Source organism: Frankia sp. AvcI1, from assembly GCF_001420875.1.
GTDB lineage: Bacteria > Actinomycetota > Actinomycetes > Frankiales > Frankiaceae > Frankia > Frankia alni.
In genome coordinates, this window is sequence record NZ_LJFZ01000033.1 from 39,081 (window position 1) to 65,718 (window position 26,638).

The following is a 26,638-nucleotide window of genomic DNA, read 5'->3' on the forward strand; positions in this document are numbered from 1 at the left end:
CTGAGCGAGCCCATCGGCGACGACAACCCCCGCCCGGCCCCCGCCGGTCCCGTCGGCGAGTCGTCCCGCGATCCCCACTGGTTCAAGCGCGCCGTGTTCTACGAGGTGCTCATCCGGGGATTCGCCGACTCCAACGGTGACGGCACCGGCGACATCCGCGGCCTGATCTCCAAGCTCGACTATCTGGAGTGGCTCGGCGTCGACTGCCTGTGGCTGCTGCCGATCTACTCCTCGCCGCTGCGCGACGGCGGGTACGACATCAGCGACTACTTCCAGATCCTGCCCGAGTTCGGCGATCTGGGCGACTTCGTCAGTCTCGTCGACGAGGCGCACCGACGCGGCATTCGGATCATCGCCGATCTGGTGATGAACCACACCAGCGACGCACATCCGTGGTTCCAGGCGTCCCGGTCGGATCCGGACGGGCCCTTCGGGGACTTCTACGTCTGGTCCGACACCGACGAGCGGTATCCCGAGGCGCGGATCATCTTCGTCGACACGGAGAAGTCGAACTGGTCCTGGGACCCGGTGCGCGGCCAGTACTACTGGCACCGGTTCTTCTCCCATCAGCCCGACCTCAACTACGACAACCCGGACGTGCAGGAGGCGATGCTGGAGGTCCTGCGTTTCTGGCTGGACCTCGGCATCGACGGTTTCCGGCTCGACGCGGTGCCCTACCTCTACGTGCGGGACGGCACCAACGGCGAGAACCTGCCGGAGACCCACGAGTACCTGCGGCGGGTCCGCAAGGAGGTCGACGCCAAGTACGCCGACCGGGTGCTGCTCGCCGAGGCCAACCAGTGGCCCTCGGACGTCGTCGAGTACTTCGGCAACGACGACGAGTGCCACATGGCGTTCCACTTCCCGCTGATGCCGCGCATCTTCATGGCCGTGCGCCGCGAGTCGCGCTATCCCATCTCCGAGATCCTCGCCCAGACGCCGCAGATCCCGCCGAACTGNCAGTGGGGCATCTTCCTGCGCAATCACGACGAGCTCACCCTGGAGATGGTCACCGACGACGAGCGCGACTACATGTGGGCGGAGTACGCCAAGGACCCCCGCATGAAGGCGAACATCGGCATCCGCCGCCGGCTGGCCCCGCTGCTGGACAACAGCCGCGACCAGATGGAGCTGTTCACCGCCCTGCTGCTGTCGCTGCCGGGTTCCCCGGTGCTGTACTACGGCGACGAGATCGGCATGGGCGACAACATCTACCTCGGCGACCGGGACAGCGTGCGGACCCCGATGCAGTGGTCGCCCGACCGCAACGCGGGCTTCTCCACGTCCGACCCGGCCCGACTCTACCTGCCCCTGATCATGGACCCGGTGTACGGCTACCAGGCCCTGAACGTCGAGGCCGGGCAGCGGATGCCGACGTCGTTCCTGGCCTGGACGAAGCGGATGATCGAGGTGCGCAAGCGCCATCCCGTCTTCGGTCTGGGTACGTACGAGGAGTTGGCCGCGTCCAATCCGTCGGTCTTCGCCTACGTGCGCGAATTCGGCGACGACCGGGTGCTGTGCGTCGCGAACCTGTCCCGCTTCGCCCAGCCGGTGGAGCTGGACCTGCGCCGTTTCGAGGGACTGGTGCCCGTCGAGCTGCTCGGCCGGGTGCACTTCCCGCCGATCGGCGAGCTCCCCTACCTTCTGACGTTGCCCGGACACGGACATTACTGGTTCGCGTTGACCGTACCGGGGGAATTCACCCCCTAGCCCCCTGGGGCGGACGGGGGGAGAGTAAGGCGCTAGGCCCGACCCCGGTGACGGCGGTCGGGTCCGGTGAAACCGGCGGGCCGGCCGGCACACCGCGAGGCTGGCTGGCGGGAACACCGAGGTCGCCGCGGTGGCACGTGCGCGACATGGCCGACGAAAGGTAACTTTCGGGACATTCGACGTTAGGTGCACACGATGATCGTCGAGCACAGGCATCGGGAGGTCGAGGATGGGTGACCACCACGCCGAACTGACCGGCCTGCTGACCGACTGGCTTCCCCGACAGCGCTGGTTCGCCGGCAAGGGCCGCGGCGCCGGGCGGATCCGGATCCGCCGGGACACGACCGTCTTCGAGCCGCTGCGGCTGCTCGTCGTCGACGTGGACTACGACCACGGGCCGCCGGACCACTACCAGGTACCGCTGGTGGTCCGCGCCGACGCCCCCTTCGGCCACGACGGCTTCCTGATCGGCGAGTGCGCCGGCGGGCTGGTGTACGACGGNCTGCACGACCCCGACGGCAGCGCCGCCCTGCTGCAGTTCCTCGGCCGCTCGGCGCGCCGCGACGACCTCGTCGCCGAGGCGACGCGGACGCTGGACGACCTGCCCGNGCACGCCGTCGGCGCAGAACAGTCCAACACCTCGATCATCTACGGCGACGCCTACATCCTGAAGGTCTTCCGCCGGCTCTGGCCGGGCCTCAACCCCGACCTGGAGGTCACCCGGGCCCTCGCCGAGGTCGGCAGCGCGCACGTCGCCGCCCCGGTCGCCTGGTTCTCCGGCGAGGTCGAGGGACAACCGACCACGCTCGGCTTCCTCCAGGAGTACCTGCGCAGCGGGACCGAGGGCTGGCGGCTGGCGCTGGCCAGCGTGCGCGACCTCTACGCCGAGGCCGACCTGCACGCCGACGAGGTCGGCGGGGACTTCGCCGCGGAGGCGGAGCGGCTCGGCGCGGCCACCGCCGAGGTGCACGCGGACCTGGCCCGGGCGCTGCCGACGCGCCAGCCCACCGCCGACGCGCTGCGCGCCCTGGTGACGTACCTGCACGGCCGCCTCGACGCCGCCGTCGAGGCCGTCGCCGAGCTGCGGCCCTTCGAGGCCGCCGTGCGCAAGTCCTACGACGAGCTGACCGGCGCGGCGCCGGCGGTCGTCCATCCCCGGNCGTTCCAGCGCCTGCACGGCGACCTGCATCTCGGCCAGGTGCTGCGGGTCGACTCGGGCTGGGTGCTGTTCGACTTCGAGGGCGAGCCGGCCCGCCCGGTCGCCGAGCGGGTGGGGCTGGAGTCGCCGCTGCGCGACGTCGCCGGGATGCTGCGCTCGTTCGACTACGCGGCCCNCTCCATGCTGCTGGAGCGGGGCGACGAGCCCGCGCTGGTCTACCGGGCGCAGGAGTGGGCCGACCGCAACCGGGAGGCGTTCTGCCGCGGGTACGGCGCCGCGGCCGGTCGTGACCCGCGCGACGACACCGCGATGCTGCGCGCGTTCGAGCTCGACAAGGCGGTCTACNAGGTGCTGTACGAGGCGCGCCACCGGCCGGGGTGGATCGGCATCCCGATGGCCTCGGTGGAGCAGCTCACGCAGACCCATCCACCGGCGGCCGCCCAACCACCGGCGGCTACCCAACCACCGGCGGCGACCCATCCGACGGCCGCGACCCATCCACCGGCCGCGACCCATCCACCGGCCGGATGAGCGGGCGCGGGCGGAGCGACCCGCCGGTGCGCCGGACCATCGTCCCCATCGCGGAGAGAGGCAGGGGTGTCCCAGTGAACAGCGGCGACGTCAACAACGGCACGGCGCGGACGGGGCACCGCGGCGCCGGGCAGAGCACCGGTCGACCTGACGCCGATCCGGCGAGCGCCCCGGCCCGCGATNGCGCGAGCCGGGTGGCCCTGGCCGACCGGATACCGGGGCGCCTGCCCGACCTGGACACCTCGGCGACCGATGCGCCGGCGGCGGCCGGCGATCAGCCGACCTCGGGCGATCCCGCGGCGGCTACCGGGCCGCCGACGTCCCCCGGCACCGGCACCGCTGCCGGCTCCGGCATCGCTGCCGGCTCCGGCACCGCTGCCAGCACCGGCACCATCGCCGCCGGTGATGTGGCCGACTTGCCCGGCACCGCCGCGCCGGCGCCGGCCGTGCCACTCGGCCTGCCGCGCGAGGACCTCGAACGGCTCGTCAACGGCACCCACCACGACCCGCACGCCCTGCTCGGGGCGCACCCGGCCGGGGACGTGACCGTCGTGCGGGTGCTGCGTCCCGACGCGAGCGCCGTGACCGTCCTCGTCGGCGAGGCCCGCCACCCGGCGGCCCGACTCCACAGCGGCGGCGTGTTCGCCGTGGCGCTGCCGGCGATCCTGCCCGACTACCGCGTCGAGGTGGCCTACCCGCACGGCTCCCACGTCGTCGACGACCCGTACCGGCACCTGCCGACCCTCGGCGAGATGGATCTGCACCTGATCAGCGAGGGCCNCCACGAGGAGCTCTGGAAGGTCCTCGGGGCGCACCTGCGTGAGCTGACGACCCCGGGCGGCACGACCGTCACCGGGGTGAGCTTCGCCGTGTGGGCACCGTCGGCGCGCGGGGTGCGCCTGGTCGGCGACTTCGACTTCTGGGACGGCCGGGCGTTCCCCATGCGCTCGCTGGGCCACAGCGGAGTGTGGGAGCTGTTCGTGCCCGGCGCGGGCGTCGGGCTTCGGTACAAGTACGAGATCCTCGGCTTCGACGGGGTGTGGCGGCAGAAGGCCGACCCGATGGCCTTCCGCACCGAGGTCCCGCCCGCCACCGCGAGCGTCGTCACCCACTCGGACTACACGTGGGACGACCAGGACTGGATCGACCGGCGCGCCCGCACCGCCTGGCATGCCGAGCCGATCAGCGTCTACGAGGTCCACCTGGGCTCGTGGCGGCGCGGGCTGTCCTACCGCGAGCTCGCCGACCAGCTCACCGCCTACGTCCTGGCCAACGGCTTCACGCACGTGGAGATGCTGCCCGTCGCCGAGCACCCGTTCGGCGGCTCCTGGGGCTACCAGGTGTCGGNGTACTACGCGCCGACGGCGCGCTTCGGCAGCCCGGACGAGTTCCGCCACCTCGTCGACACGCTGCACAACGCCGGCATCGGCGTGATCGTCGACTGGGTGCCGGCGCACTTCCCCCGGGACTCCTGGGCGCTGGGCCGCTTCGACGGCACGCCGCTGTACGAGCACCCCGACCCGCGCCGCGGCGAGCAGCCCGACTGGGGGACCTACGTCTTCGACGTCGGCCGCAACGAGGTGCGCAACTTCCTCGTCGCCAACGCGCTGTACTGGTTCGAGGAGTTCCACATCGACGGCCTGCGGGTCGACGCCGTGGCCTCGATGCTCTACCTCGACTACTCCCGCCCCGACGGCGCCTGGCTGCCCAACGTCCACGGCGGCCGGGAGAACCTCGAGGCGGTGGCGTTCCTGCAGGAGACCAACGCGACGGTCTACCGGCGCTTCCCGGGCGCCATGATGATCGCCGAGGAGTCGACGGCCTGGCCGGGCGTCACGCGTCCCACCCATCTCGGGNGGCTGGGCTTCGGCTTCAAGTGGAACATGGGCTGGATGCACGACACGCTGGACTACAACTCCCGCCAGCCGGTGNACCGCAGCTACCACCACCACCAGATGACGTTCTCGATGGTCTACGCCTACTCGGAGAACTTCGTCCTGCCGTTCAGCCACGACGAGGTCGTCCACGGCAAGGGGTCGCTGTTGCGCAAGATGCCGGGCAACCGGTGGGAGCAGCTGGCCAACCTGCGCGCGCTCTACGCCTACATGTGGGCGCATCCCGGCAAGAAGCTGCTGTTCATGGGCTGCGAGTTCGGCCAGGACAACGAGTGGAACGAGGCCGGCTCGCTCGACTGGCCGCTGCTGACCGACCCGCCGCACCGGGGCGTGGCCGCCCTGGTCGCGGACCTCAACGAGCTGTACCGGTCCACCCCGGCGCTGTACCGCCGGGACAGCGACCCGACCGGCTTCTCCTGGATCGACGCCAACGACACCGCCAACAACGTGTTCTCGTTCCTGCGCTGGTCGGACGGGACCTCCGCCGCCGGCGACCCGGCGGCGGGCGTGAACGCGGCGGGTGCGGAGGTGGCGGACGGCGGGGTCCTGGCCTGCGTCACGAACTTCGCCGGCATCGGCCACCACGGCTACCGTCTCGGCCTGCCCTTCCCCGGCCGCTGGCGGGAGGTGCTCAACTCGGACGGGCAGCGCTACGGCGGCGGCAACGTCGGCAACTTCGGCGCCGTGCAGGCCGTCGAGGAGTCCCACCACGGCCTGCCCGCCTCCGCGACCGTCACGCTGCCGCCGCTGGGCACCGTCTGGTTCCGCTACGACCCCGGCACCGCCGACTCCCCCGGTTCCCCGGCCTGAGGGCCTGACCGGGTCGGTCTCTCGTCGGCGGAGCCGGAGCCGGAGCCCGCGGACGGGTCGCCCGCGCCACTGGCCGCGGTCAGAACAGGGCCGCGGCCAGGGATCGGCGGGCGGGGGCGACGGCGGGTTCGGCGTCGCCGAGGGCCTGGAACAGGTCGACGAGGTGGGCGCGGGCCTGCTCTCGCTGCGGGCCGGAGGTACGCCGCACGACCTCGACGAGACCGGCGAGCGCACCGGCCACGTCGCCCTGCGCGATGCCCAGGTCCGCCGCTGCGATCGCGGCGTCGACGTCGTCGGGGTCGGCCGCGAGCCGCCTGCGGATGTCCGCCGGGTCGTGGTCGCGCACCCGGCGCAGCAGCTCGGCGCGGGCCAGGCCGGTGAGCGCGTCCGGATCCGCCGGCGCCTCGGCGAGGCGGACCCGGTAGGACTCGACCGCCGTGTCGATGTCGCCGCGGGCCAGCGCGTCCTCGGCCGCGGCCAGGTGCGGATCCCGCGCGGCATCGCCGGCCGCCGCACCGGGCATCCCGCCCATCGCCTCGTCGACGAGGGACAGCAGCTGGTCGAGCCAGTTGCGCACCTCGCGCTCGGGGACGGCGCCGGTGAACTCGCCGATGATCCGCCCGCCGACGACGGCCTTCACCGCCGGGATGCCCTGCACCCCCGCCGCCTGGGCGAGGCCCGGGTTGGCATCGACGTCGATCTTGGCGAGGATCCAGCGGCCGCCGTCGGCCAGAGCCAGCTTCTCCAGCACCGGGCTGAGCTGCTTGCACGGGCCGCACCAGGACGCCCAGAAATCGAGCACGACCGGCACCTGCATCGAGCGGCTGACGACGTCGGTGGCGAAGCTCGCCTCGGTGACGTCGATGACCACAGGGCCGGCGGGCGCGTCACCGGCGGCGGGGGCGGCACCGTTCACGGCGGCTGCGGCGGGCCCGGCACTCGCGGGCGGGGGCGGGGTGGCCGGCTTCGGGTCCAGGGGGACGGCGCCGGCGAGGCGCAGACCGCCGAGACTGTCGGGCAGGCGCCCGGGTCGTCCCGGGCCTCCCGCACCCCGCGGCGGTCCGGATGGGACTGGTGGCCTACGTTGCATGCCTCCATCGTGACATCCGGGTGGGCGGACGGCCCTGCCGGCGGATGACTTTTCGCCAGCCCGTCGTCCGCGTCGCCGCCCGACGGCCCGGGTCAGCCTGCATCGTCCCCGGCGTGGTCCCCCACGACGCCGCCCGCGGGGTCCCCGGCGAGCAGCCGGTCGATGCTCGCCACCTTGCCGTGCAGGGCGTCGCTGACGCCGGGGCGCAGGTCGGCCTTGAGCACGAGGCTGACCCGGCCGGCGCGGGCGCCCACGGCCTGGGTGGCCCGGTGCACGACGTCCATCACCTCGTCCCACTCGCCCTCGATCGTGGTGAACATGGCGTTGGTCTCGTGCGGCAGGCCGCTCGCGCGCACGATGCGGACCGCCTCGGCGACCAGCTCGGCGACACCCTCGCCGGTTCCGATGGGCGTGACACTGAAGGCAACCAGCATGCGTCAGACCTACCACGCCGACGCCGCGCCGACCATCGCTCCGACGCTGCGCCACGCGCCTGCTACGTTGACAAAACGGATGGGTCGGTAAGCTAGCGACTTGTCACGAAAAGTTGCGCGATCGACCCTCATGTGGGCGGTTACGCAAACCCGGGACAACGGGCTCTGACGGCACGCCCTACCATTGCCCGCCGTGGGGTGGAAGAAGACGGATGACGAGGCGTAGGTGGGGCCACGCACACTGCTCGACGCGCTGACGGACCTTGCTGTGGTCGTCGGCGCGGACGGCCATGTCACCGACATGGGCGCCGCGGCTCACGCCTTCCTCGGTGACCGGATCCCCCGTGACCCGCAACTGCGGGACCTCGTCGAGGTGGTCGACCCGGCGTTCCGCGCCGCGCTCGGCGAGGCCGTGACGGCCGCCCTGGCGCAGTCCGGGCAGTGGCGCGGCTCCGTGGGTCTGGTCGACGCCGCCGGGACGACCGTGCCGCACCACGTGACCATCCGGCGCGATCCGGACGGCGGCCTGGTCCTGCTCGCCCGCGACACGTCCGACCAGCGTGCCCGCGAGATCGCCGAGAACGACTCCAGGGCCAAGGACGAGCTGATCGCCCGCCTGGGCCACGAGCTGCGCACCCCGCTCAACGCGATGCTCGGCTTCGCCCAGCTCCTGGAGCTGGAGCCGCTCACCCCCGACCTGCACGACGACGTCGAGCGGATCATCACCGGCGGCCGGCACATGCAGGCCCTCATCGACGACGTGCTGGACCTGGCCCGGCTGCGCGCGGGCCGCGGTGACATCAACAAGGGCCCGGTCAACGTCCTCGACATCGTCCAGGGCGTGGTGGAGCTGGTCGAGCCGCTCGCCGCGCAGCGCAGCATCCGCCGTGTGATCGACCCGGCCGTGCCGCTCGTCGCCGACGCGGACCGCCGCCGGCTGTGGCAGGTACTGCTCAACCTCGTCGGCAACGCCCTGAAGTACGGCCGCGAGGGCGGCAGCGTGCGGGTCGGCATCGTGCCGATCACGGGCTCCCGCATCCGCATCGAGGTCGAGGACGACGGCGCGGGCCTGTCCCCACGGGCGATCGACCGGTTGTTCCGCCCCTTCGAACGCCTCGGCGCCGAACGCAGCGGGATCGAGGGCAGCGGGCTGGGGCTCGCCCTCTCCCACGCCCTGGTCACCGCGATGGGCGGGGTGTTGACCGTCGCCAGCCGCTACGGGGTCGGCAGCGTGTTCGCCATCGTGCTCGACGCCGTCGACATGCGCTTCGAGGACCCCGACGCCGACGACGACGGCTTCGGCGATCACCTCCGCGGCCACGGCTACCGCGACACGGGCCACGGACGCGCCGGCTACGGCGAAGCCGGCCACGAACGCAACGGCCACGGCTACGGCTACGGCTACGGCGAGATGGGCCGCGCATCCGGATACGGCGACGGGGGTCATGGACGCGCCGGCTACGGCGGAACGGACCACGACAACATCGCCTATGGCGACGCCGGCAATGGGCGGGCCCGCCATGCCGGCAGCGCCGAGGGTGCTCCAGGCGGGCGGCACGCGGGCGTCTCCCCCGCCGGTGGCGGCGGGCTCGGGCGGCGGGCGGCGCCCGGCGGCCTACGGGTCGTGCACGTCAGCGGCGATCCGGCCGTGCGGACGGCCGTGGCGGAGACCCTCACCGAGAGCCTGGCCGCCGATCCGGTCACCGTGCCGCGGGCGGCCCTCGCGGTCGACGCGGTGCGCCGCGCGCGGCCGGCGTTCATCCTCCTCGACCGCGACCTGCCCGACGCGACCGCGCCCGAGCTGCTCGCCCAGCTCGCGGCGGACCCCGCCACGGCCGGCACCCCGGCGTTCGTCCTGACGGAGGACACCGACCCCCGCGAGCGCACCCTGCTGCGCCGCGCCGGAGCCGTCGACATCCTCGCCCTCCCGCTGGACCCGGCGAGCCTCGTCGCCGCCGCGACCGCCCTCACCGCCGCGATGACCGCCCCCCGCTGACCCGCCCCCGCCGCGCCGCTGCGTCACCCGCGGGGGTGGGACCGACTGCGGTGCGGTCTGTACGGTCGGCGGGCCCAGACCGTACACAACGCACCGCAACCGGCCCGCCCTGGCTAGTCGGCGAGGAGTTCGAAGTCGGCCCAGTCGAAGCCGGGCGCGACGACACAGCCGACGAGAACGTGCCGCCCGTCGCGCGGCGCGGCCGTCTGCCACTGCCCCGCCGGGACGACGAGCTGCGGCACCTCGCCGGCCGCCGCGTGCGGCCCGAGCAGGCCTGCGGGGCCCGGCGACGGTCGACGGGCCGTGCCGCCGAAGGTGAGCTCGAGGACGCCGCCGCCCTGCCAGAGCCAGATCTCGGCCGAGGCCACCCGATGCCACCGGGACACCTCGCCCGGGCGCAGCAGGAACAGGATGGACGTCATCGCGGGCCGCTGCCCGCCGTGCGCCGTGACGAGGTCGGGGCTGGCCCAGGTCTGGCGGTACCAGCCGCCCTCCGGGTGGGGTTCAAGGCCGAGGGTGTCGATCAGGTCGTCGGCGGACGTCGTCGGGTCGTCGAGGCGGNTCATCGACGGATCCTCTCCCACGGGTCGCAGCGGCGTGCCGAGGCTCGGCGGCGGGCCCGGTGCGCCGGCGTGCCGGGGTCGCAGGATGGGGGGGCGGCCTGACCGTCAGCGGGACGGGGCCGGCTGCGCCGGCGTGAGGTCGGCGAGGAGGCGCTCGGCGGCCGACCAGGGGTCGGCGGCACCGGCGAGGACGTGAAGGGCAAGCTCCTCCAGGCGCTCGTCGTGCGGCGGGGCGGCCAGGCGGTCGCGCAGCGCGGTAAGGGCCAGCCCCCGGATCTCGTCGGCGGCCCGGGCCAGGCGGCGACGGTCGAGTTCACCGGTCGCGGCGAGATCCCGTCGGTGCGCGGCGATACACGTGACGAGCTCGTCGACGCCCTCGCCCAGGGTCGCGGCGACACGCACCACCACCGGTTGCCGGGCACCGACCCGCATTCGGGTCATCGCGGTCAGGTCGGCGGCGGTGCGGGCCGCGCCCGGCCGGTCCGCCTTGTTGACGACGAGGACGTCCGCGACCTCCAGCAGGCCCGCCTTGACCGCCTGCACGTCGTCGCCCGCGTCGGGCGCGAGCAGGACGCAGGTGGTGTCGGCGAGCGCGGCGATGTCGATCTCCGCCTGGCCGACGCCGACGGTCTCGACGAGGATGACGTCGAACCCGGCCGCGTCGAGGACCCGCAGGGCCTGCGCCGTCGCGGCCGCCAGCCCACCGAGGCGCCCGCGGCTGGCCAGGGAGCGGATGAACACCCCGGGGTCACCGGCGTGCTCGCTCATCCGCACCCGGTCGCCGAGCAGCGCGCCGCCGGAGTACGGCGAGGACGGGTCGACTGCGAGCACCCCCACCCGGCGCCCGGCGCGGCGGTAGGCCCGCACCAGCGCGGTGACGGTCGTCGACTTGCCGACTCCCGGGGCGCCGGTCAGGCCGACGGTCTGCGCGCCGCCGACGTGCCCGACCAGCGCCGCGCCGATCTCAGGCCACCGCCGAGGAGTGTTCTCCACCGCCGAGAGCAGCCGCGCCAACGCCCGCCGGTCCCCGCCGACGGCCGCCGCCAGCTCCGCCTCGGCCGACGGCTCCGCTCCGGCCGACTCCGCGCCGGCCGACCTCGTCCCGGCCGACCTCGTCCCGGCCGACCCCGCGCCGGGCAGCCCGGCCGCGGCCGGGTCACGATCGCGGTCGGGCAGACCCCGCTCGCGGTCGGCACCCGCGGCGGAGCCCGCGGTCACGCCGCCGGGACGCGCAGGATCAGGGCATCGCCCTGGCCGCCGCCGCCGCACAGGCCGGCCGCGCCGATCCCGCCGCCGCGCCGGGCCAGCTCGTTGAGCAGGGTCAGGGCGATGCGGGCGCCCGAGGCGCCGAGCGGGTGGCCGATGGCGATCGCCCCGCCGTTGACGTTGACGATGTCGGAGCTGATCCCGAGGTCGCGCATGGACTGGATGGAGACGGCGGCGAACGCCTCGTTGATCTCGACGAGGTCGAGGTCGGCGGGAGTGAGCCCCTCCTTGGCCAGCGCGGCGAGGATGGCGTTGGACGGCTGCGACTGCAGGGAGGTGTCGGGGCCGGCGACGAAACCGTGGTGGCCGACCTCGGCGAGGATCGGCAGGCCGAGCTCCTCCGCCTTGGCCCGGCTGGCCACGATGACCGCGGCCGCCCCGTCGGAGATCTGCGACGCCNACCCGGCGGTGATCGTGCCGTCCTTGCCGAACGCGGGGCGCAGCTTGCCGAGCACCTCGGCGGAGGTGTCGGCCCGCACGCCCTCGTCCTGGCTGACGACGAGCGGCTCGCCGCGGCGCTGCGGCACCGAGACGGGGACGATCTCGTTGTCGAACAGGCCGTTCTTGGCGGCGGCCGCGGCCCGCTGGTGCGACCGGGCGGCGAAGGAGTCCTNCTCGGCGCGGGAGATGTTCAGCGCACCGTTGTAACGCTCGGTGCTCGCACCCATGGAGATCTGGTCGAAGGCGCAGAACAGGGCGTCCTGGTCGATGGCGTCGAGCGCCTCGGTCGCGCCGTACTTCACCCCGGCGCNCATCGAGCGCAGCAGGTGCGGCGCCCCGGTCATGGACTCCATCCCCCCGGCGACGACCAGGTCGAACTCGCCGCTGGCGATGTAGGTGTCGGCGAGGGCGATCGCGTCGAGGCCGGACAGGCAGACCTTGTTGACGGTGACCGCGGGCACCGTCATCGGGATGCCGGCGGCGACGGCCGCCTGCCGGGCGGTGATCGGGCCGGTGCCGGCCTGGATCACNTGCCCCATGATGACGTACTGGATCGCGTCGCCNGACAGCCCGGCCCGCTCCAGTGCACCCTTGATCGCGATGCCGCCCAGGTCCGTCGCGGTGAAGCTCTTCAACGCCCCGGACAGCTTCCCGATCGGTGTCCGTGCGCCGGCCACGATCACGGAACCAGGCATGGCTGCCTCCTCATCACTCCTGGGAAGATCTCCACCGACGNCCCCCCGCGAGCCGGCGCCGGACGTTCCCCCGCGACGACGTCACGGCGGCACGCTCGGTGCGCTCACCCCACGGGCACCTGCAACACCACGATAACGTGATCTTGTTCCTGGTGCCCGGCCCGGCGGTGCACCCCGTGCCCGACCGGGGCCGCCCCGCGGCGGCCGGGTGGGAGACCTCGCCGCCCGGCCCCGGTCACGACCCGGTCAGGACAGGGCGCCGCAGGCCACCACGAAGGGGGACGGGTCCGCCGGCAGCCGCACCGTGCTGGAGGCGGAGTCCTGGACGCTCAGGCCGTCGGGGGTGAACCCCAGCGTCGTGGTGACGACGTTGAACTGGGCTCCGTCGGTCGAGGTGCCGGTGATGATCTGCAGGGTCNGGTCGGCGCAGCGCAGGCCGAGGCCGGAGTTGCCGTGGNCGCCGGCACCGAGGGCCAGGCCGCTCGGCGGCGTCACCGCGACCAGCTCGCCGAGGCCGACATAGCGCAACAGGGCGTAGTTCTTCGTCCCGTTGGTCACCTGGGTCTGCACGAGCAGCTCACCGAAACCGTCGCCGTCGATGTCGACGACCGCGCTGTTCAGCGGGGTGACGATGGCGCCGAGGGGGATCCTGGCCTGCTGGCCGTCCCGGGAGAACCGCACGCGCAGGTTCGTCCCGTCCACGGCGACCGTGTCGGGCTGGCCGTCGCCGTCGACGTCGTTCAGGCCGGCCGGCTTCGCCACCGGCGTGGGCAGCTGCGGGCTGCCCGGGCCGGTCGTGCCGGTCGGCGCGGACGGCTGCGTGCTGGCGGCCACCGACGGCGAGGACGCCGACGTCGTCGGCCGGCTCGGCGGCGGGCTCGTCTGCGTGCGGGTGGCCGGGCCCGAGCCTGGGCCCGAGGCGGACCCACCGCCACCGCCGGAGCTGGAGTGCCCCCCACCGCCGCCCAGTGACGGCACGGTCGCCGCCCGGCTCGGCTCGGTGAACATGGTCGGCAGAACCGGCGGCGCGGCCGGCTCGACGACCTGGTTCGACGGACTCGGCCGGATGGCCACCACCGCCAGCCCGATGAGCGCCGCCATCACCATCCCNCCGACGGTGAACACGGGGACGCGCCAGCGGCGCCGGCGGGCGATGCCGGCGCGGATCTGCCGGTAGGCCTCCGGGGACGGCCGGATGGGCTCGACCGCCTCGGTCAGCAGCCGCGTGAGCTCGTCCGGTTCCAACGCGCTCACCGTAGGCCCTCCAGCTTGCCGCTCAAGGCCGACAGCCCTCGGGAGGTGTAGGCCTTGACGGAGCCGATGCTGCAGCCCATCACCGCCGCCGCGTCCGCCTCGGACATGTCGGCGTAGTAGCGCAGGACGACCGCCTCCCGCTGGCGCCNCGGCAGCTCTCGCAGTGCCTGGATGACGGCGGCTCGCTCGACGAGAGAGTAGGCCCCCTCCTCGGCGCTGGCGGCATCGGGCATGGGCTTGGGGGCATGCTTGAGAGCGACGAGTCGACGACGCAGCGTGGAACGTGCGAGNTTGACGACGGTCTGCCGAAGGTAGGCCAGGGCCTTGTCCCGGTCCTGCAGGCGTCCCCAGGCCCCGTGGACGCGGATGTAGGCGTCCTGGACGACCTCCTCGCACAGACCCACGTCGTCGAGCAGCAACGCGGCGAGACGCACCAATGACCGGTAGTGCTCGGAGTACAAGGCGGTCAGGGCGGCGTCCGCGTCCCGCGCGACGTCGCTACGGGCGGCGTCGCTCCGCGCAGGCACGGGCCGCCACCCCTCCACGACTGTCATGGGCGCGGTCACACCACGTTGGACGCGGACCGAGCACTCGAAGTTGTCCCGAAAGTTCTATCGCGTCGCGCACCAAACAGACAGCCCCCTCATCCCGCGACCCCGTCTCCGTACCCATCGGTTACCTCTGCCGCCCTGTCGACGCCGTCTGCCGCCCTGTCGACTACCTGTGCCGCCTGCCGGTTGACTACGTGTACCGCCCCGCCAACTGCCCGTGTCGCCCGCCCGACTGCCCGTGCCGCCCGTCCCCCGCCCGCCGACAACCCGCCTGTGCCACCCGCCTGTGCCACCCGCCTGTGGCGCCGGTCATCCGCCCTCGACCACGCACCGCCGGAGGCCGATCGTGAAGGACATCCTCGAAGCGATCCTCGCCCAGACCCCACCGTCCCCCGAACGCCGAGCGGAGTTCGCCGCGTTCGCGGTTCCGGAGTTCTACCGCGGCGTGGTCGTGCGCCGCGACGAGACCGGGATGTTCGACGGCGTCCCGTCCCAGGACAAGGACCCGCGCCGCTCCCTGCACGTCGACGAGGTANCCACGCCCGAGGTCGGCCCCGGCGAGGCCCTGGTGGCGGTCATGGCCTCCTCGGTGAACTACAACACGGTTTGGACATCGATCTTCGAACCGATGTCCACGTTCGGCTTCCTCGAACGCTACGGTCGGACATCTCCCCTCGCTTCCCGCCATGACCAGCCTTACCACGTCGTGGGTTCCGATCTGGCCGGAGTCGTGCTGAGGACAGGAGCCGGCGTACACGTCTGGTCCCCGGGGGACGAGGTCGTGGCCCACTGCCTGTCGGTCGAGCTCGAACGCGCCGACGGTCACAACGACACGATGCTGGATCCGGAGCAACGAATCTGGGGTTTCGAGACGAACTTCGGTGGCCTGGCCGAGCTGGCCCTCGTCAAGGCGAACCAGCTCATGCCCAAACCGGGCCATCTCACGTGGGCGGAGGCGGCTGCGCCGGGGCTGGTCAACTCCACCGCCTACCGCCAGCTCGTCTCCGCCAACGGAGCCCGGATGAAGCAGGGCGACGTCGTCCTGGTCTGGGGGGCGTCCGGGGGACTGGGCTCCTACGCCACCCAGCTCGCGCTGCGCGGCGGGGCGATCCCGGTCTGCGTCGTGTCGTCGCCGACGAAGGCGGCGATCTGCCGATCCCTCGGCGCCGAGCTCGTCATCGACCGGGCCGCGGAGGACTACCGGTTCTGGAGCGACGAACGCACGCAGAATCCGCGCGAATGGAAGCGACTGGGCCAGCGCATCCGCGAACTCACCGGCGGCGACGACCCGGACATCGTGCTCGAGCACCCCGGGCGGGAGACCTTCGGCGCCTCCGTCTACGTGACCCGTCGCGGNGGCACCATCGCGACCTGTGCCTCCACCAGTGGCTTCCTGCACGAGTACGACAACCGGTACCTGTGGATGAACCTCAAGCGCGTCGTCGGCTCCCACTTCGCCAACTACCGGGAGGCCTGGGAGGCCAATCGCCTCATCGCCCGGGGGATGATCCATCCCACCCTCTCCCGGGTGTACCCGCTCAACGAGACGGGCCAGGCCGCCCACGACGTGCACCGCAACATGCATCAGGGCAAGGTCGGCGTGCTGTGCCTGGCCCCCAGCGAGGGGCTGGGTGTCCGCGACGAGGAGTTCCGCGCCCGCCACCTGACTGCAATCAACCGGTTCCGTGGCGTGTAGCCAGGGAAATCGCGACGGGCCCGATGACCGGCTGGCGTCACGTTCACAGTGACGGTCTGAGATGCTGAGGCCCTATGACCGAACACACGGATCTCATCCCGATGGCCGGCGAGACCGACGGGCCCCCAGCCTTCGATCTGGTCCGCCGTGGCTACGACCCCAACCAGGTCACCCACCACGTGAACTGGCTCGTCGAGCAGCTCCGCGAGGCCGAGGCGCACCGGGCCGCCGCCGAGGCCGCCGCCTCCGAGGCGGCGACCGAGGCGGCCCGCGTGCGCGACGATCTGGCCGCGAACCGTCCCGCCTGGGAGGAGTTCGGCGGCCGGGTCACCCAGATCCTCCAGCTCGCGGAGGAGGAGGCGGCCACCGTCCGCGCCGAGCGGACCCGCGAGGCCGACGCCCAGCTCGAGGAGGCCCGCCGGATCGTCACCGAGGCCGAGGCCGCCCGGGAGAAGACGCTGCGGGAGGCCGACGAGCAGGCCGCCTCGATCGTCTCGACGGCGCGCGCCGAGGCCGAGCGGATCGTCGAGATCGCCCGGTCCACCGCGGCGGCGGCCGAGGACGAGTCGAAGCGCCGGCTGGCCGATCTGGAGCGTCAGCGCGAGCAGGTCACCACCCAGCTCGCCGCCCTGCGCGAGCAGGTGACGGCCCAGCTCGGCGCGCTGCGCGACAAGCTCACCGCCGCCAGCGCCTCGATCGCCTCCATCGAGGCCGCGCCGGTCGAGGAACGCAAGGCGATCGGCGCGGAGACGACCGTGCTGCCCGCGCCCGCCAGCGTGCGCAGCGCCTGAACCCGCGCCTGCTCCCCTGCGCGGCCGACTCGGGCGGGCGCGCCTTCAGCCGGCACCCTCCGACCGCAGGCGCGCCGCCCGGCAGCGGCGATCCCAGCACGGGCGATGCCAGTGCCGGCGGTCCTCGACGCGCTCCGGCGGCCAGACGACCAGGTGGGCGGTGCCCGGGTTGATCTCATGGTCACACCCGGGGCACCGGTAGACCTTCGCCGTCGCCGCCCCGGTGACCGGGCGGACCACCCACTCCCCGTCGCGCAGCACCACCACCGGATCGGGCAGCCACGCCCCGACCGGCCGCCCGCGCCCGTTCTGCCCGCGCCCGTTCTGCCCGCGCGCGTTCTGCCCGCGCCCGTCCCGACCTCGGGTGGGACGGCGCCGCGCCCGCCGCGTCACCGACCTCGTCTGCCCGGCTCCCAGGAGCGCGCCCGCCGCGGCCGCGCCCCGGCCGGGCCGCCGTCCGCCTCCGGCGCGGCGACCCACTCGGCCCGGTCCACGACCTCCCCGTCGACGACCCGGCCCGGGTCTCCCGCCGTGTGACCGCCACCGCCGGCCCCGCCGCCGCCACCGCCACCGCGGACGCGGTCGATGCCGGCGGCCACGAGCGACCGGGCCACCTTCGCCTTGCGCAGGGCCCCGGCCGGGCTCGCCAGCGCCGAGGACGCGCCGATGAGCACCTGGAAGCCGCGGTCGCTGCCCCGCCAGTGCTCGCGCAGGATCGGCTCGCCGGCGCCGACGACCAGCCGACGGAACGCGAAGGCGACGATGGCGACGTCGTCGAGCTGGCCCACCACGGGGATCATGTTCGTCAGCCGGTTGCGCGGCGACACCAGGTACGCCAGCGCCGCCGCGGCCTCGACCTTCGCCGACTGCGGCACCCGCGGATCGGCGACGACCCGCCGCAGCATGATGACCAGATCGGGGAGAAACATCGTTATCTCCCGACCGAACTGCCGCACGGCGTCCTTGTCGAGCGTGACCATCGCCGTCGCGTCTCCTCTTGTGCGAACCAGGACTTCCCGCCGACCGGCGACATCCTAGTGCCGCATCCGGCACCTGCCACGGGCGACCGCGGCGCCGGCCGTCACCTGTCAACGGACGGCGCCCCCACGGCGTGCCACGCCCTACCGGGGACGCCTCCATCCGGCGACCCCGCCCGGACTATCGGGGAGCATGCGCGTGAAAGCCCCGGCCGGTCTTGCGGCCCAGGAAGCGGGCTCGGACGAGATGCTCCAGCAGCGGTGCGGGGGCGTAGCCGGGCTCGCGGAACTGCTCGTACAGCGAGCGGGTGATGGCGAGGGTGACGTCGAGCCCGACCACGTCGGCGAGGGCGAACGGACCCATCGGATGGCCGCAGCCGACGGTCATCGCCGTGTCGATGTCCTCGATCGTGGCGTAGTTCGCCTGCAGCATCTTCACGGCGTCGTTCAGATAGGGGAACAGCAGCGCGTTGACGATGAACCCGGCCCGGTCGGCGCACTGCACCGGGTGCCGGCCCGCCGCCCGCGCCAGCGCCGTCACCGTCGCCGTCGCCCCGGCCCCGGTGAGNACCGTGGGCACCACCTCGACCAGGCGCATGACCTGGGCCGGGTTGAACCAGTGCATGCCGACGACGGCCTCGGGCCGCCGGGTCGCGGTGGCGCACTCGACGACCGGCAGACAGGACGTCGTGGTCGCCAGCACGGCGCCGGGCCGGGCGACCTTGTCCAGATCGGTGAACAGCTCCCGCTTGACCGCCAGGTCCTCGACGACCGCCTCGAGCAGCACGTCGCAGCCGCCGAGCTCGCCGAGGTCGGTGGTCACGCGCAGCCGGCCCAGGGCGGCGTCGCGGTCGTCGTCGGACAGCCGGCCCTTCGCGACCGCCGCCGCCAGCGACGCCGCCACCCGGTCGTGGGCCGCGTCGGCGGCGTCCGGCCGCCGGGCCCGCAGGATGACGTCATGACCCGATCGGGCCAGCACCTCGGCGATGCCCCGCGCCATCGTGCCGCTGCCCACGATCCCCACCGACCGAACCCGCACCGCCGCCCCGCCGACCGCCCCAGCCTCGCCGGGTGTCGCCGGGCCGCCGGGTGTCCTCGCGGCGGCCGTTCCCGCGCCACCGCCTCCGCCGGGCTCCCCGACTGCACCGGACTCCCCGACTGCACCAGGCTCCCCGACTGCACCGGGCTCGCCGACTGCACCGGGGTCCTTCCTGCCGGGGCCCTCGGGCGGCACGTCCGGGGCGTCCGTCGCCGGATAGGTGTAGAAGCCGCGGCCGGTCTTGCGGCCCAGCAGGCCGGCCGCGACGAGCTGGCCGAGCAGCGGGGCCGGGGCGTGGAGGNGATCGCGGGTCTGGTCGTACATCGACGCGAGGATGGCGTGCGCCGCGTCGAGGCCGATGAGGTCGAGCAGGGCCAGCGGGCCCATCGGATGACCGCAGCCGAGCCGCATCGCGGCGTCGACGTCCTCCCGGGTGGCGAAGCGCGCCTCGACCATCCGCACCGCGTTGTTGAGGTAGCCGAACAGCAGCGCGTTGACGATGAACCCGGCCCGGTCCGCGGCGACGACGGCCGTCTTGCCGACCGCGCCCACCAGCGAGACGACGGCGGCCAGGGCGTCGGCGTCGGTCACCACCGTGCGGACGACCTCGACCAGGCCCATCACCGGCGCCGGGTTGAACCAGTGCATGCCCAGCACCCGGGCCGAGCGACCGGTGCCCGCGGCGAGCTCCGTCACCGACAGGGAGCTGGTGTTCGTCGCCAGGACGGTCGCCGGCAGGCAGACCTCGTCGAGCCGGGCGAACAGGGCCGTCTTGGCGTCGAGCCGCTCGTCGATGGCCTCGATCACCAGGTCGCAGTCGGACACCGCGGCGAGCTCGGTGCCGAGGCTCAGCCGGCCGAGCAGCTCGCCGCGAGCGGCGTCGGCCAGCCGGCCATGGCGGGCCGCGCGGTCCAGGGAGTGCTCGATCCGCCCGCGGGCCCGGCGCAGCGCGTCGGTGTCCCGTTCGACGCCGACGACGTCGAGCCCGGACCCGGCCAGCACCTCGGCGATCCCGGCCCCCATGGTGCCGAGCCCCACCACCCCGACGCGCCGCCACCGCGCGCTCCCGTCGCCGGCGGCGGCGCGCCCACCCGGCGACACCGTCGCACCCTCACCGCCGGTGCGGGAGGCGTTTTCCGACCTGCCGTGCGCGTGCGTTCCCCGCCGGGCTTCTTCGCCCATTCTCAGGCTCCTCAAGGTCGTCGCGACGGCCCGACGACAATGTGCCCGATATCGCGGGCCACACGGTGTGCAACCGCGGACCCGTCGATTCTCCCAGCCTTTCCACCACCCGGCCCGAGATCAGTCGGGGCTTGCCCACGGCGACGGGATCCCCGGCCGCAAACCTCTTTTCAACGGCCTGGGAGAGGAACGACGTAGGACGAGAAACCGCCAAACCCGCAATGACCCATAACGGAATATCCGCGTCCTGGGCGGGGCGGTCAGAACAGGGTGGGAATGGAGGGTTCCAGTCCGCGCAGCTCGTCGTAGTCGACGACGGCGCAGCCCAGACCACGGTCGGCGGCCAGCAGGCGGGCCTGCGGCGTGATCGACTGCGCGGCGAGGATGCCGCGCACCGGATGCGGCAGCGCCGGGTCCGCGTCCANCCGGACGAGGTNGCGGGTGAGCTGCTCGACCCCGTCGATCTCGCCCTTGCGCTTGATCTCGACGGCCACGGTGGAACCGTCGCTGTCGCGGCAGAGCAGGTCGACCGGCCCGATCCCGGTCTCGTACTCGCGGCGGATCAGGGTGAGCCCCGGGGCGATCGCGTCCGGCCGGTCGGCGAGCAGGACCTGCAGGTGCGCCTCGACGCCGTCCTTGCGCAGTCCCGGGTCGACGCCCAACTCGTGGCTGGAGTCGTGGAGGATTTCCTCGAGGGTGATGACGAGCTGCTCGGCGGCCTTGTTGGTCACCCGCCAGACCCCGGACTCCTCCGCGATGACACACGGCGGGCTCATCCAGTTCAGCGGCTTGTAGGCCCNCCCGTCGGCGTGGATCGACACCGACCCGTCCGCCTTGACGAGCACCAGCCGCACGGCGCTCGGCAGATGGGCGGTGAGCCGTCCGACGTAGTNGACACTGCACCGAGCGATGACAAGCCGCATGACGTCACGTTATCGCGACCCCCCTGACCGCCCCGCCGTCCGGTGGCCGCCGGTGCTCACCCGCGGCCGGGACCGCCGNCGGTGCGGGCGGAGACGAGGTCGTCGAGGAGCTCGCGGCGGCCGGCGTAGCGGGTGGCGAGGCGTTCGGCCTGGTCCGGGGCGAGCCGGCCGAGGCGGACGGGGTCGGAGTTGTCCTGCATGTCCGCGTGTTTGACGACGACGGCGAGCGGGTCGCCGGCGACGCGGGCCAGGTAGTCCCGCATCGACTCGTCGGGACGGTGCGACAGGGCGTCGACGGCGGCGACGACGACCGCGGGGTAGCCGGCGGCCGTGAGGTCCGCGAGCGTGGTGTCGCTGTCCTCGACGACGTCGTGCAGGACGGCGGCGAGCTGGGCGGTGTGCGGGTCCACGCCGGCCGGCTCGGCGGNGCGGGCGACCGTCGCCATGACGCGCAGCGGGTGGCCGATGTACTCCTCGCCGCCCTTGTCGATCTGGCCGGTGTGGACCCGGGTGGCGAGGGCGATGGCGTCGTCCAGGGTCGGGCCGGCGCTCGGACCGGCGCTCGAGCTGCTCGGCGCCGGGCCGGGCCGGGCGGGGTCGGCCGCGTCAGGGATGGTCGAGGGCATGCCTCGACCGTACGACGTCCACGATGCCGCGCATGATGGCGTTGAGCTCGTAGTCCCGGGGCGTGAAGACCGCGGCGACGCCGAGGCGGGCCAGCTCGCGGGCGTCCGCCGACGGGATGATGCCGCCGACGACGACGGGGATGTCCCCGGCGCCGGCTGCCCTCAGCCCGCCGAGCACCTCGCCCACCAGGTCCAGGTGGGCCCCGGAAAGCACCGACAGGCCGACGACGTGCACGTCCTCCTCGACCGCGGCGGCGACGAGCTGCCCGGGGGTCAGCCGGATCCCCTGGTAGACGACCTCGAAGCCGGCGTCGCGGGCGCGCACGGCGATCTGCTCCGCGCCGTTGGAGTGGCCGTCGAGGCCGGGCTTGCCGACGAGCATCTTCACCGGCCGCCCGAGCTGCGCGCCCGTGCGGGCCACCAGGGCACGCAGGTCCCCGAGCCCGGTCGCACCCGCACCGGTGTCGCCGCCGACCCCGACGGCGCCGCTCACCCCGGTCGGCGCGCGGTACTCACCGAACACCTTCCGCAGGGTGTCGGCCCACTCCCCGGTGGTGACGCCCGCCCGCGCGCAGGCCAGCGTCGCGGGGACGAGGTTCACCTCGGTGCCGGCGGCGGTGCGCAGCCCGAGCAGCGCCTCCCGGACGGCGGACGGATCGCGCCCGGCCCGCCAGGCGGCGAGCGACTCCCGGGCCGCGGGCTCGACGGCCGGATCGACCGTCTGGATCGCCGTGTCGAGCTCGGCGAGCAGCGGGCTGGGCTCGGTCTCGGTGAACCGGTTCACGCCGACGACGACGTCCTCGCCGGTCTCGATCCGCGCGCGGCGGCCCGCCTGGGCGGAGACCAGCGCCGACTTCAGGTAACCGCTCTCGACGGCGGCCACGGCCCCGCCCATCGCCTGGACCCGGTCGATCTCGGCGGTCGCGTCCGCCACCAGCCGGCGCACCCGCTCCTCGACGACGGGCGAGCCGGTGAACAGGTCGTCGTACTCCAGCAGGTCGGTCTCGTGGGCGAGGATCTGCTGGACGCGCAGCGACCACTGCTGGTCCCACGGCCGGGGCAGGCCGAGCGCCTCGTTCCAGGCCGGCAGCTGCAGCGCCCGGCACCGCGCGTCCTTCGACAGGGTGACGCCGAGGGTCTCCAGCACGATCCGGATGACGTTGTTCTCCGGCTGGGCCTCGGTCAGCCCGAGCGAGTTGACCTGCACGCCGTAGCGGAACCGGCGGGCCGCCGGGTCGCTCACCGCGTACCGGGTGCGCAGCAGGTCGTCCCACAGCCGCCCGAACGCCCGCATCTTGCACATCTCCTCGACGAACCGCTCCCCGGCGTTGACGAAGAACGAGATCCGCGCGCACACCTCCCCCATCCGCTCGGGGGGGATCGTCCCCGTGGCCGCCACCGCGTCGAGGACGGCGATCGCCGAACACATCGTGAACGCGAGCTCCTGCACCGGGGTCGCCCCGGCCTCCTGCAGGTGGTAGCTGCAGATGTTGATCGGGTTCCACCGCGGCAGCTCCGCCACCGAGTAGGCGATCAGGTCGGTGACCAGCCGCAGCGACGGCCCCGGCGGGAAGACGTACGTCCCGCGCGAGAGGTACTCCTTGATGATGTCGTTCTGCGTGGTGCCGGCCAGCTCCGCCGGGTCGGCGCCCTGCTCCTGCGCGACGACCTGGTAGAGCGCGAGCAGCCACATGGCGGTGGCGTTGATCGTCATCGATGTGTTGGTGCGGGCCAGCGGGATGCCGTCGAACAGCGCACGCATGTCGCCGAGGTGCGCGATCGGCACGCCGACCCGGCCGACCTCGCCGCGGGCGAGCGGATGATCCGGGTCGTAGCCCGTCTGGGTCGGCAGGTCGAAGGCCACCGACAGGCCGGTCTGGCCCTTCGCCAGGTTGCGGCGGTACAGCGCGTTGCTCTCGGCCGGGCTGGAGTGCCCCGCGTAGGTGCGGATGATCCAGCCCCGATCCCGGGCTCCGCGCCGGTCGCCGGCACCGACACCGGCACTCGCGTCGGCGTCGGCGTCGAGACGGGCACCGGCGTCGAGACGGGCGTCGGCGGGGCGGTCGGCGCCGGTCTCGGGACAGGCGGCCGGCTGCTGCGTGCGGGTACCGTGCGGATTCGTCGAGCGGGTTGACAGATCCGTCATCGCCGCCGCCTCCCTGGGGCGCTGCGCCGTGGCCGGTGACCGACCGACGGCAGGCGCGGGCGGGGTCATCACGCCGGCCTCAGCCCGCGCGGACCGCGGGCGACGAGTCAGAGACTAGGCCGACCGACCGGGCCCCGCCTGTCGGCGCGGTGCGCGGTCAACCCGCGCAGGGAGCCGGCTGGCCGTTCCACTCGTGGATGAGGGCCGCGGGAATCGTCGTGCAGGCGTTCGGGCCGTTGCGGACGATCGTCCACGGTCCCGTGCCGACCCGCCGCCACACGTACGGGTCGGCCGCGGCGGCCGGTCGGTTGACGCCGCCCGCGACCTGGATGCGGCCGATCGCCCAGTACTCGTCGTGCGCGGCGTCGGCGCCCTCGATGGCGCCGAAGAACATTCCCTGCGGCACGGTGACCTGAGCGGCCGTGATCGTGCTGGCGCCCGCGGCCCTGATCTGCTCGGCGACCGTCCACGACAGGGCCAGGCGAAGAGCGGTGGGGTTCGGCTCGTCGTCGACCCGCATCTGGTGCGCCCGGCCCGGCTGGCGCGCGGCGTCCCACGGCGCGGTGCGCAGGGCGGGGGTGAGCTCGGGCGCCGGCTGGCCGGACGCGTTGACCGACGTGCCGTCGCCCGCGCCGCGGTCGGCGGTGGTGTAGCCGATGGCGACGCCGATCAGGACCGCGACGAGGAACGCCGCGAGCACCACGACCGGCCGCGACTCACGCACGCCGAGAAGCCCCGCGGGCCGCGCACTGCGTTCGCCGGNGATATCCACGCGCGCGGGCACCTCCACGTCCTGCAGACCTCCGTCCGGCGTCCACCATGCCATCAGCCGGGCCCGTGACCCGAAAGCAGTACCCGATCAGCAGGTACCCGGCAAGCATGCCGCATCGGATGTCCAGGCGGCACGCGGGCGCGCCCGGGATGACGGTGCNCATCCACCCAGGTTCGGTGCGCTCTGCTCGGTCGCCGACCGCGAGGGCGGCGCCGCGAGGCGGCTCAGGCGTGCCCGACGTGCACCAGCTCGGTCGACTCCTCGAACCGCAGCAGCCGCCCGAGCCGGTCGGCGGCGAACATCCGGCCCAGCGCGCTCGGCACGTCGACCAGCACCATGGATCGGCCCGCCGCCCTGGCCCGGCGCGCCCCGCCGAGCAGCACCCCGAGCGCCGCATGGTCGCCGAGCTCCAACCCGGCGACGTCGACGCGCAGCGGCCCGCTGCCGTTGTCGATGGCGGCGTGCAGCAGGGACCGCAGCGTGCCCACCGTCCGCACGTCCACCCTGCCCACCAGCCGCACCGCCTGCCCGCGGCGGTCGCCCGCCCCGAGTGGGCCGTACACGTGCACCACGTTCACGCCGTTGTTCATGTGGTCTCCCGTCCCCGGCCGCCCGGCACCCCCGCTCCGTGACGCCGGCGCTACCAGCTATCCGCGCCGACCGCGGGTAGCACCCAGGTGCGGTTCCGCGCATGGCGGACCGCCTCGTGCCCTCTCACCTCGTCCGAACCGTTGTCGCTCGGCCACGGGGGGTCGGGGCCGGTTACCTCGATGATCCCAGCCGTCGCGGCGCGATGTTTCCTCTGTCGGATTCCGCGGACGGGATCAGGACGGATCGGGGCGGGAACTCCTGCCGATCCGCCGAACGTCTGGGACCATGGAGACCGGAGGTCGACGGGCGAGGAGCTCCGTCCGAGGCTCCCGCGCGCCCCCGTGACCCGGCCGCGGCGCGGTGATTCGGAGGTGCCAGGTGGCCGTGAACTCGGCGCAATACCTCGTCGAACCGGCGTTGGCGATGCTGACCGTCGGGCTGCTGATGGTCATGGCGCGCTGGGCATCCGCCCCGCTGCGCGCGCTGCCCCGCGGGGTCGTGCTCGGCGGTGACTTCGGGCTGCTCGTCCCCGTCGCGGTCGTCGACACGCCGGCCGAGGTGAGCCGCGCCCGGGCCGCCCTGCGCACGCAGGGCATCCGCTCCACCTGGGCGATGGCGATGACCCCGCTGCACATCGACGCGGCCGGCAACATCCTGTCCCGCCCCCGGCAACGCCGGCACGTGCTCGTCTTCGGCGCCGACGCGGCCCGGGCCGCCCGCACCCTGGCCGCCCCGCCCGGCGGGCTGTCCTCGCAGACCTGAGCCGCCGCAGACCCCGAGACGCCGCAGACCCCCGAGACGCGGCAGACCCCCGAGACGGCAGCGAGCCGAGACGGCCGCTCAGGCCACCGCGCGGTCGGAGACCCGCCGGATGTCGGCGCCCAGCGCCGTCATGTTCTCCACGAAGCCGGCATAGCCGCGATCAATGTGGTAGACGTCGGTCACTTCGGTCTCGCCCTCGGCGACGAGCGCGGCGAGCACCAGGCCCGCGCCGGCGCGCACGTCCGACGACATCACCCGGGCACCCGTCAACCGCTCGGCCGGTCGCACGATGACGTGATGGCCGTCGGTGCGCAGGTCCGCGCCCAGCTTGTGNAGCTCGCGGCAGAACACGAAGCGGCTGTCGAAGACGTTCTCGGTGATCAGCGACGTCCCGCTGCTGATCGCCTCCAGCGCGATGATCTGAGGCAGCAGGTCCGTGGGGAACCCCGGGTAGGGCAGGGTCACGACGTCGATCGAACGCGGCCGGTCCCGGCCGACGACGCGGAACCCGTCGTCCAGGACGTCGATCTCCGCGCCGGCCTGCACCAGCTTCTCCAGCACGATCCCGAGATGCCCGGCCCGGCCGTGCCGGATCATGACGTCGCCGCCGGTCATCAGCGCGCCGATCGCGTACGTGCCGGCGACGATGCGGTCCGGCACCGTCCGGTGCTCGACCGGGGACAGCGCGTCCACCCCGTCGATCACCAGCGTCGACGAGCCCGCGCCGTCGATGCGCCC

At 73.7% G+C, this 26,638-nt stretch carries 15 protein-coding genes and 29 pseudogenes; 18 read left to right on the top strand and 26 right to left on the bottom strand.

The genetic code is table 11. The annotated features are described in order from the left end of the window. Positions 1 to 12 precede the first annotated feature (12 nt). The 12 genes and pseudogenes from UK94_RS66085 to UK94_RS66140 all read left to right on the top strand — a co-directional run. Positions 13 to 959: alpha-amylase family glycosyl hydrolase (locus UK94_RS66085; protein ID WP_268761661.1), on the top strand; the 947-nt coding region annotated here is incomplete at its 3' end. Between the two features lies 1 nt (position 960). Next, positions 961 to 1,710 (top strand): annotated as a pseudogene (locus UK94_RS66090) (alpha-glucosidase C-terminal domain-containing protein); the annotation flags it as partial. A gap of 229 nt (positions 1,711 to 1,939) precedes the next feature. Continuing rightward, positions 1,940 to 2,211, top strand: a pseudogene (locus tag UK94_RS66095) (aminoglycoside phosphotransferase); the annotation flags it as partial. Positions 2,212 to 2,319: 108 nt separating this feature from the next. After that, a pseudogene (locus UK94_RS66100) lies at positions 2,320 to 2,869 on the top strand (aminoglycoside phosphotransferase); the annotation flags it as partial. A 1-nt stretch (position 2,870) separates the two neighbouring features. Then, positions 2,871 to 3,044: pseudogene (locus tag UK94_RS66105) on the top strand (aminoglycoside phosphotransferase); the annotation flags it as partial. Position 3,045: 1 nt separating this feature from the next. Further along, positions 3,046 to 3,214, top strand: a pseudogene (locus UK94_RS66110) (aminoglycoside phosphotransferase); the annotation flags it as partial. Position 3,215: 1 nt separating this feature from the next. After that, positions 3,216 to 3,400, top strand: a pseudogene (locus tag UK94_RS66115) (aminoglycoside phosphotransferase); the annotation flags it as partial. Between the two features lie 194 nt (positions 3,401 to 3,594). Then, positions 3,595 to 4,180: pseudogene (locus UK94_RS66120) on the top strand (1,4-alpha-glucan branching enzyme); the annotation flags it as partial. Between the two features lies 1 nt (position 4,181). Continuing rightward, positions 4,182 to 4,747: pseudogene (locus UK94_RS66125) on the top strand (1,4-alpha-glucan branching enzyme); the annotation flags it as partial. A gap of 1 nt (position 4,748) precedes the next feature. Further along, positions 4,749 to 5,256 (top strand): annotated as a pseudogene (locus UK94_RS66130) (1,4-alpha-glucan branching enzyme); the annotation flags it as partial. Position 5,257: 1 nt separating this feature from the next. Further along, positions 5,258 to 5,331 (top strand): annotated as a pseudogene (locus tag UK94_RS66135) (hypothetical protein); the annotation flags it as partial. 1 nt (position 5,332) lies between these two features. Next, positions 5,333 to 6,105 (top strand): annotated as a pseudogene (locus UK94_RS66140) (alpha amylase C-terminal domain-containing protein); the annotation flags it as partial. Positions 6,106 to 6,184: 79 nt separating this feature from the next. Here UK94_RS66140 and UK94_RS26275 read toward each other — a convergent pair. Then, positions 6,185 to 7,126, bottom strand: a complete 942-nt coding sequence (locus UK94_RS26275) for a tetratricopeptide repeat protein (RefSeq protein ID WP_055751988.1) — start codon at positions 7,124 to 7,126, stop codon at positions 6,185 to 6,187. 161 nt (positions 7,127 to 7,287) lie between these two features. Next, entirely contained in the window at positions 7,288 to 7,629 is a 342-nt protein-coding gene (locus tag UK94_RS26280; RefSeq protein ID WP_011606966.1) for an MTH1187 family thiamine-binding protein, read from the bottom strand. 226 nt (positions 7,630 to 7,855) lie between these two features. Here UK94_RS26280 and UK94_RS26285 point away from each other — a divergent pair, with 226 nt between their 5' ends. Further along, positions 7,856 to 9,625, top strand: coding sequence for a hybrid sensor histidine kinase/response regulator (locus tag UK94_RS26285; RefSeq protein WP_055751956.1), 1,770 nt, complete (start codon positions 7,856 to 7,858; stop codon positions 9,623 to 9,625). Between the two features lie 113 nt (positions 9,626 to 9,738). Here the strand turns inward: UK94_RS26285 and UK94_RS26290 are convergent, their stop codons facing one another. From UK94_RS26290 to UK94_RS66185, 10 genes and pseudogenes are all read right to left on the bottom strand, one after another. Continuing rightward, the gene (locus UK94_RS26290; protein ID WP_041941012.1) at positions 9,739 to 10,152 is read right to left on the bottom strand and encodes a cupin domain-containing protein; all 414 of its coding nucleotides are present in this window, start codon (positions 10,150 to 10,152) and stop codon (positions 9,739 to 9,741) included. Between the two features lie 141 nt (positions 10,153 to 10,293). Further along, positions 10,294 to 11,406 (bottom strand): methylmalonyl Co-A mutase-associated GTPase MeaB, encoded by a 1,113-nt coding sequence (gene meaB, locus UK94_RS26295; protein WP_235489981.1) that lies wholly within the window; start codon positions 11,404 to 11,406, stop codon positions 10,294 to 10,296. Then, positions 11,403 to 11,853: pseudogene (locus UK94_RS66145) on the bottom strand (acetyl-CoA C-acyltransferase); the annotation flags it as partial. The pseudogene UK94_RS66145 and the gene meaB, both read right to left, overlap by 4 nt. Position 11,854: 1 nt before the next feature. Continuing rightward, a pseudogene (locus UK94_RS66150) lies at positions 11,855 to 12,067 on the bottom strand (acetyl-CoA C-acyltransferase); the annotation flags it as partial. 1 nt (position 12,068) lies between these two features. Continuing rightward, a pseudogene (locus tag UK94_RS66155) lies at positions 12,069 to 12,205 on the bottom strand (acetyl-CoA C-acyltransferase); the annotation flags it as partial. Between the two features lies 1 nt (position 12,206). Next, positions 12,207 to 12,425 (bottom strand): annotated as a pseudogene (locus UK94_RS66160) (beta-ketoacyl synthase N-terminal-like domain-containing protein); the annotation flags it as partial. A 34-nt stretch (positions 12,426 to 12,459) separates the two neighbouring features. After that, a pseudogene (locus UK94_RS66170) lies at positions 12,460 to 12,590 on the bottom strand (acetyl-CoA C-acyltransferase); the annotation flags it as partial. 1,250 nt (positions 12,591 to 13,840) lie between these two features. Further along, positions 13,841 to 13,992: sigma factor-like helix-turn-helix DNA-binding protein (locus tag UK94_RS66175; RefSeq protein ID WP_268761662.1), on the bottom strand; the 152-nt coding region annotated here is incomplete at its 5' end. A gap of 1 nt (position 13,993) precedes the next feature. Further along, a pseudogene (locus UK94_RS66180) lies at positions 13,994 to 14,134 on the bottom strand (SigE family RNA polymerase sigma factor); the annotation flags it as partial. Between the two features lies 1 nt (position 14,135). Continuing rightward, a pseudogene (locus UK94_RS66185) lies at positions 14,136 to 14,398 on the bottom strand (sigma factor); the annotation flags it as partial. A gap of 343 nt (positions 14,399 to 14,741) precedes the next feature. Here UK94_RS66185 and UK94_RS66190 point away from each other — a divergent pair. From UK94_RS66190 to UK94_RS26320, 4 genes and pseudogenes are all read left to right on the top strand, one after another. After that, positions 14,742 to 14,930, top strand: a pseudogene (locus tag UK94_RS66190) (crotonyl-CoA carboxylase/reductase); the annotation flags it as partial. Between the two features lies 1 nt (position 14,931). Further along, positions 14,932 to 15,751 (top strand): annotated as a pseudogene (ccrA, locus tag UK94_RS66195) (crotonyl-CoA carboxylase/reductase); the annotation flags it as partial. Between the two features lies 1 nt (position 15,752). Continuing rightward, positions 15,753 to 16,091, top strand: a pseudogene (locus tag UK94_RS66200) (crotonyl-CoA carboxylase/reductase); the annotation flags it as partial. A gap of 74 nt (positions 16,092 to 16,165) precedes the next feature. After that, positions 16,166 to 16,882 carry a sugar-binding protein gene (locus tag UK94_RS26320; RefSeq protein WP_011606975.1) on the top strand — a complete coding sequence of 239 codons (717 nt, stop codon included), beginning with the start codon at positions 16,166 to 16,168 and terminating at the stop codon, positions 16,880 to 16,882. Between the two features lie 45 nt (positions 16,883 to 16,927). Here the strand turns inward: UK94_RS26320 and UK94_RS26325 are convergent, their stop codons facing one another. The 12 genes and pseudogenes from UK94_RS26325 to UK94_RS26360 form a co-directional block, all read right to left on the bottom strand. Continuing rightward, the gene (locus UK94_RS26325) at positions 16,928 to 17,275 is read right to left on the bottom strand and encodes a hypothetical protein (RefSeq protein ID WP_011606976.1); all 348 of its coding nucleotides are present in this window, start codon (positions 17,273 to 17,275) and stop codon (positions 16,928 to 16,930) included. After that, positions 17,272 to 17,862 carry a DUF1232 domain-containing protein gene (locus UK94_RS26330; RefSeq protein ID WP_011606977.1) on the bottom strand — a complete coding sequence of 197 codons (591 nt, stop codon included), beginning with the start codon at positions 17,860 to 17,862 and terminating at the stop codon, positions 17,272 to 17,274. The genes UK94_RS26325 and UK94_RS26330 overlap by 4 nt, the downstream gene beginning before the upstream one ends. 178 nt (positions 17,863 to 18,040) lie before the next feature. Then, positions 18,041 to 18,427 (bottom strand): 3-hydroxyacyl-CoA dehydrogenase family protein (locus tag UK94_RS66205; protein ID WP_235489983.1); only part of this gene is annotated, 387 nt, incomplete at its 5' end. A gap of 1 nt (position 18,428) precedes the next feature. Then, positions 18,429 to 19,199: pseudogene (locus tag UK94_RS66210) on the bottom strand (3-hydroxyacyl-CoA dehydrogenase NAD-binding domain-containing protein); the annotation flags it as partial. A gap of 1 nt (position 19,200) precedes the next feature. Continuing rightward, a pseudogene (locus UK94_RS66215) lies at positions 19,201 to 20,080 on the bottom strand (3-hydroxyacyl-CoA dehydrogenase NAD-binding domain-containing protein); the annotation flags it as partial. A gap of 260 nt (positions 20,081 to 20,340) precedes the next feature. Next, positions 20,341 to 20,504: endonuclease NucS (locus UK94_RS66220; RefSeq protein WP_235490013.1), on the bottom strand; the 164-nt coding region annotated here is incomplete at its 5' end. Between the two features lie 13 nt (positions 20,505 to 20,517). Then, a pseudogene (locus tag UK94_RS66225) lies at positions 20,518 to 20,879 on the bottom strand (endonuclease NucS); the annotation flags it as partial. Between the two features lies 1 nt (position 20,880). Continuing rightward, positions 20,881 to 20,972 (bottom strand): annotated as a pseudogene (locus tag UK94_RS66230) (endonuclease NucS); the annotation flags it as partial. 110 nt (positions 20,973 to 21,082) lie between these two features. Then, positions 21,083 to 21,430 (bottom strand): annotated as a pseudogene (locus UK94_RS66235) (phosphohydrolase); the annotation flags it as partial. Between the two features lies 1 nt (position 21,431). Further along, a pseudogene (locus UK94_RS66240) lies at positions 21,432 to 21,629 on the bottom strand (phosphohydrolase); the annotation flags it as partial. Then, a complete protein-coding gene (locus tag UK94_RS26350; protein ID WP_235489985.1) occupies positions 21,610 to 23,775 on the bottom strand; it encodes a protein meaA in 2,166 nt (721 codons plus the stop codon). The gene UK94_RS26350 and the pseudogene UK94_RS66240, both read right to left, overlap by 20 nt. 996 nt (positions 23,776 to 24,771) lie before the next feature. Continuing rightward, positions 24,772 to 25,137 (bottom strand): STAS domain-containing protein, encoded by a 366-nt coding sequence (locus tag UK94_RS26360; protein ID WP_011606983.1) that lies wholly within the window; start codon positions 25,135 to 25,137, stop codon positions 24,772 to 24,774. A gap of 385 nt (positions 25,138 to 25,522) precedes the next feature. On the opposite strand from UK94_RS26360, the gene UK94_RS26365 reads away from it, so the two are divergent. Beyond that, the gene (locus UK94_RS26365) at positions 25,523 to 25,900 is read left to right on the top strand and encodes a hypothetical protein (protein WP_231861350.1); all 378 of its coding nucleotides are present in this window, start codon (positions 25,523 to 25,525) and stop codon (positions 25,898 to 25,900) included. Positions 25,901 to 25,978: 78 nt separating this feature from the next. Here the strand turns inward: UK94_RS26365 and UK94_RS66245 are convergent. Together UK94_RS66245 and UK94_RS66250 are read right to left on the bottom strand one after the other, a co-directional pair. Then, positions 25,979 to 26,233, bottom strand: a pseudogene (locus UK94_RS66245) (UDP-N-acetylglucosamine 1-carboxyvinyltransferase); the annotation flags it as partial. A 1-nt stretch (position 26,234) separates the two neighbouring features. Then, positions 26,235 to 26,638: pseudogene (locus UK94_RS66250) on the bottom strand (UDP-N-acetylglucosamine 1-carboxyvinyltransferase); the annotation flags it as partial.

Bases quoted from the DNA above. Each gene is read 5' to 3' on its own strand.
- UK94_RS26350 (WP_235489985.1), bottom strand. From the start codon at position 23,775: ATGACGGATCTGTCAACCCGCTCGACGAATCCGCACGGTACCCGCACG.
- UK94_RS26360 (WP_011606983.1), bottom strand. From the start codon at position 25,137: ATGAACAACGGCGTGAACGTGGTGCACGTGTACGGCCCACTCGGGGCG.
- UK94_RS26330 (WP_011606977.1), bottom strand. From the start codon at position 17,862: ATGGTCACGCTCGACAAGGACGCCGTGCGGCAGTTCGGTCGGGAGATA.
- UK94_RS26280 (WP_011606966.1), bottom strand. From the start codon at position 7,629: ATGCTGGTTGCCTTCAGTGTCACGCCCATCGGAACCGGCGAGGGTGTC.
- UK94_RS26320 (WP_011606975.1), top strand. From the start codon at position 16,166: ATGACCGAACACACGGATCTCATCCCGATGGCCGGCGAGACCGACGGG.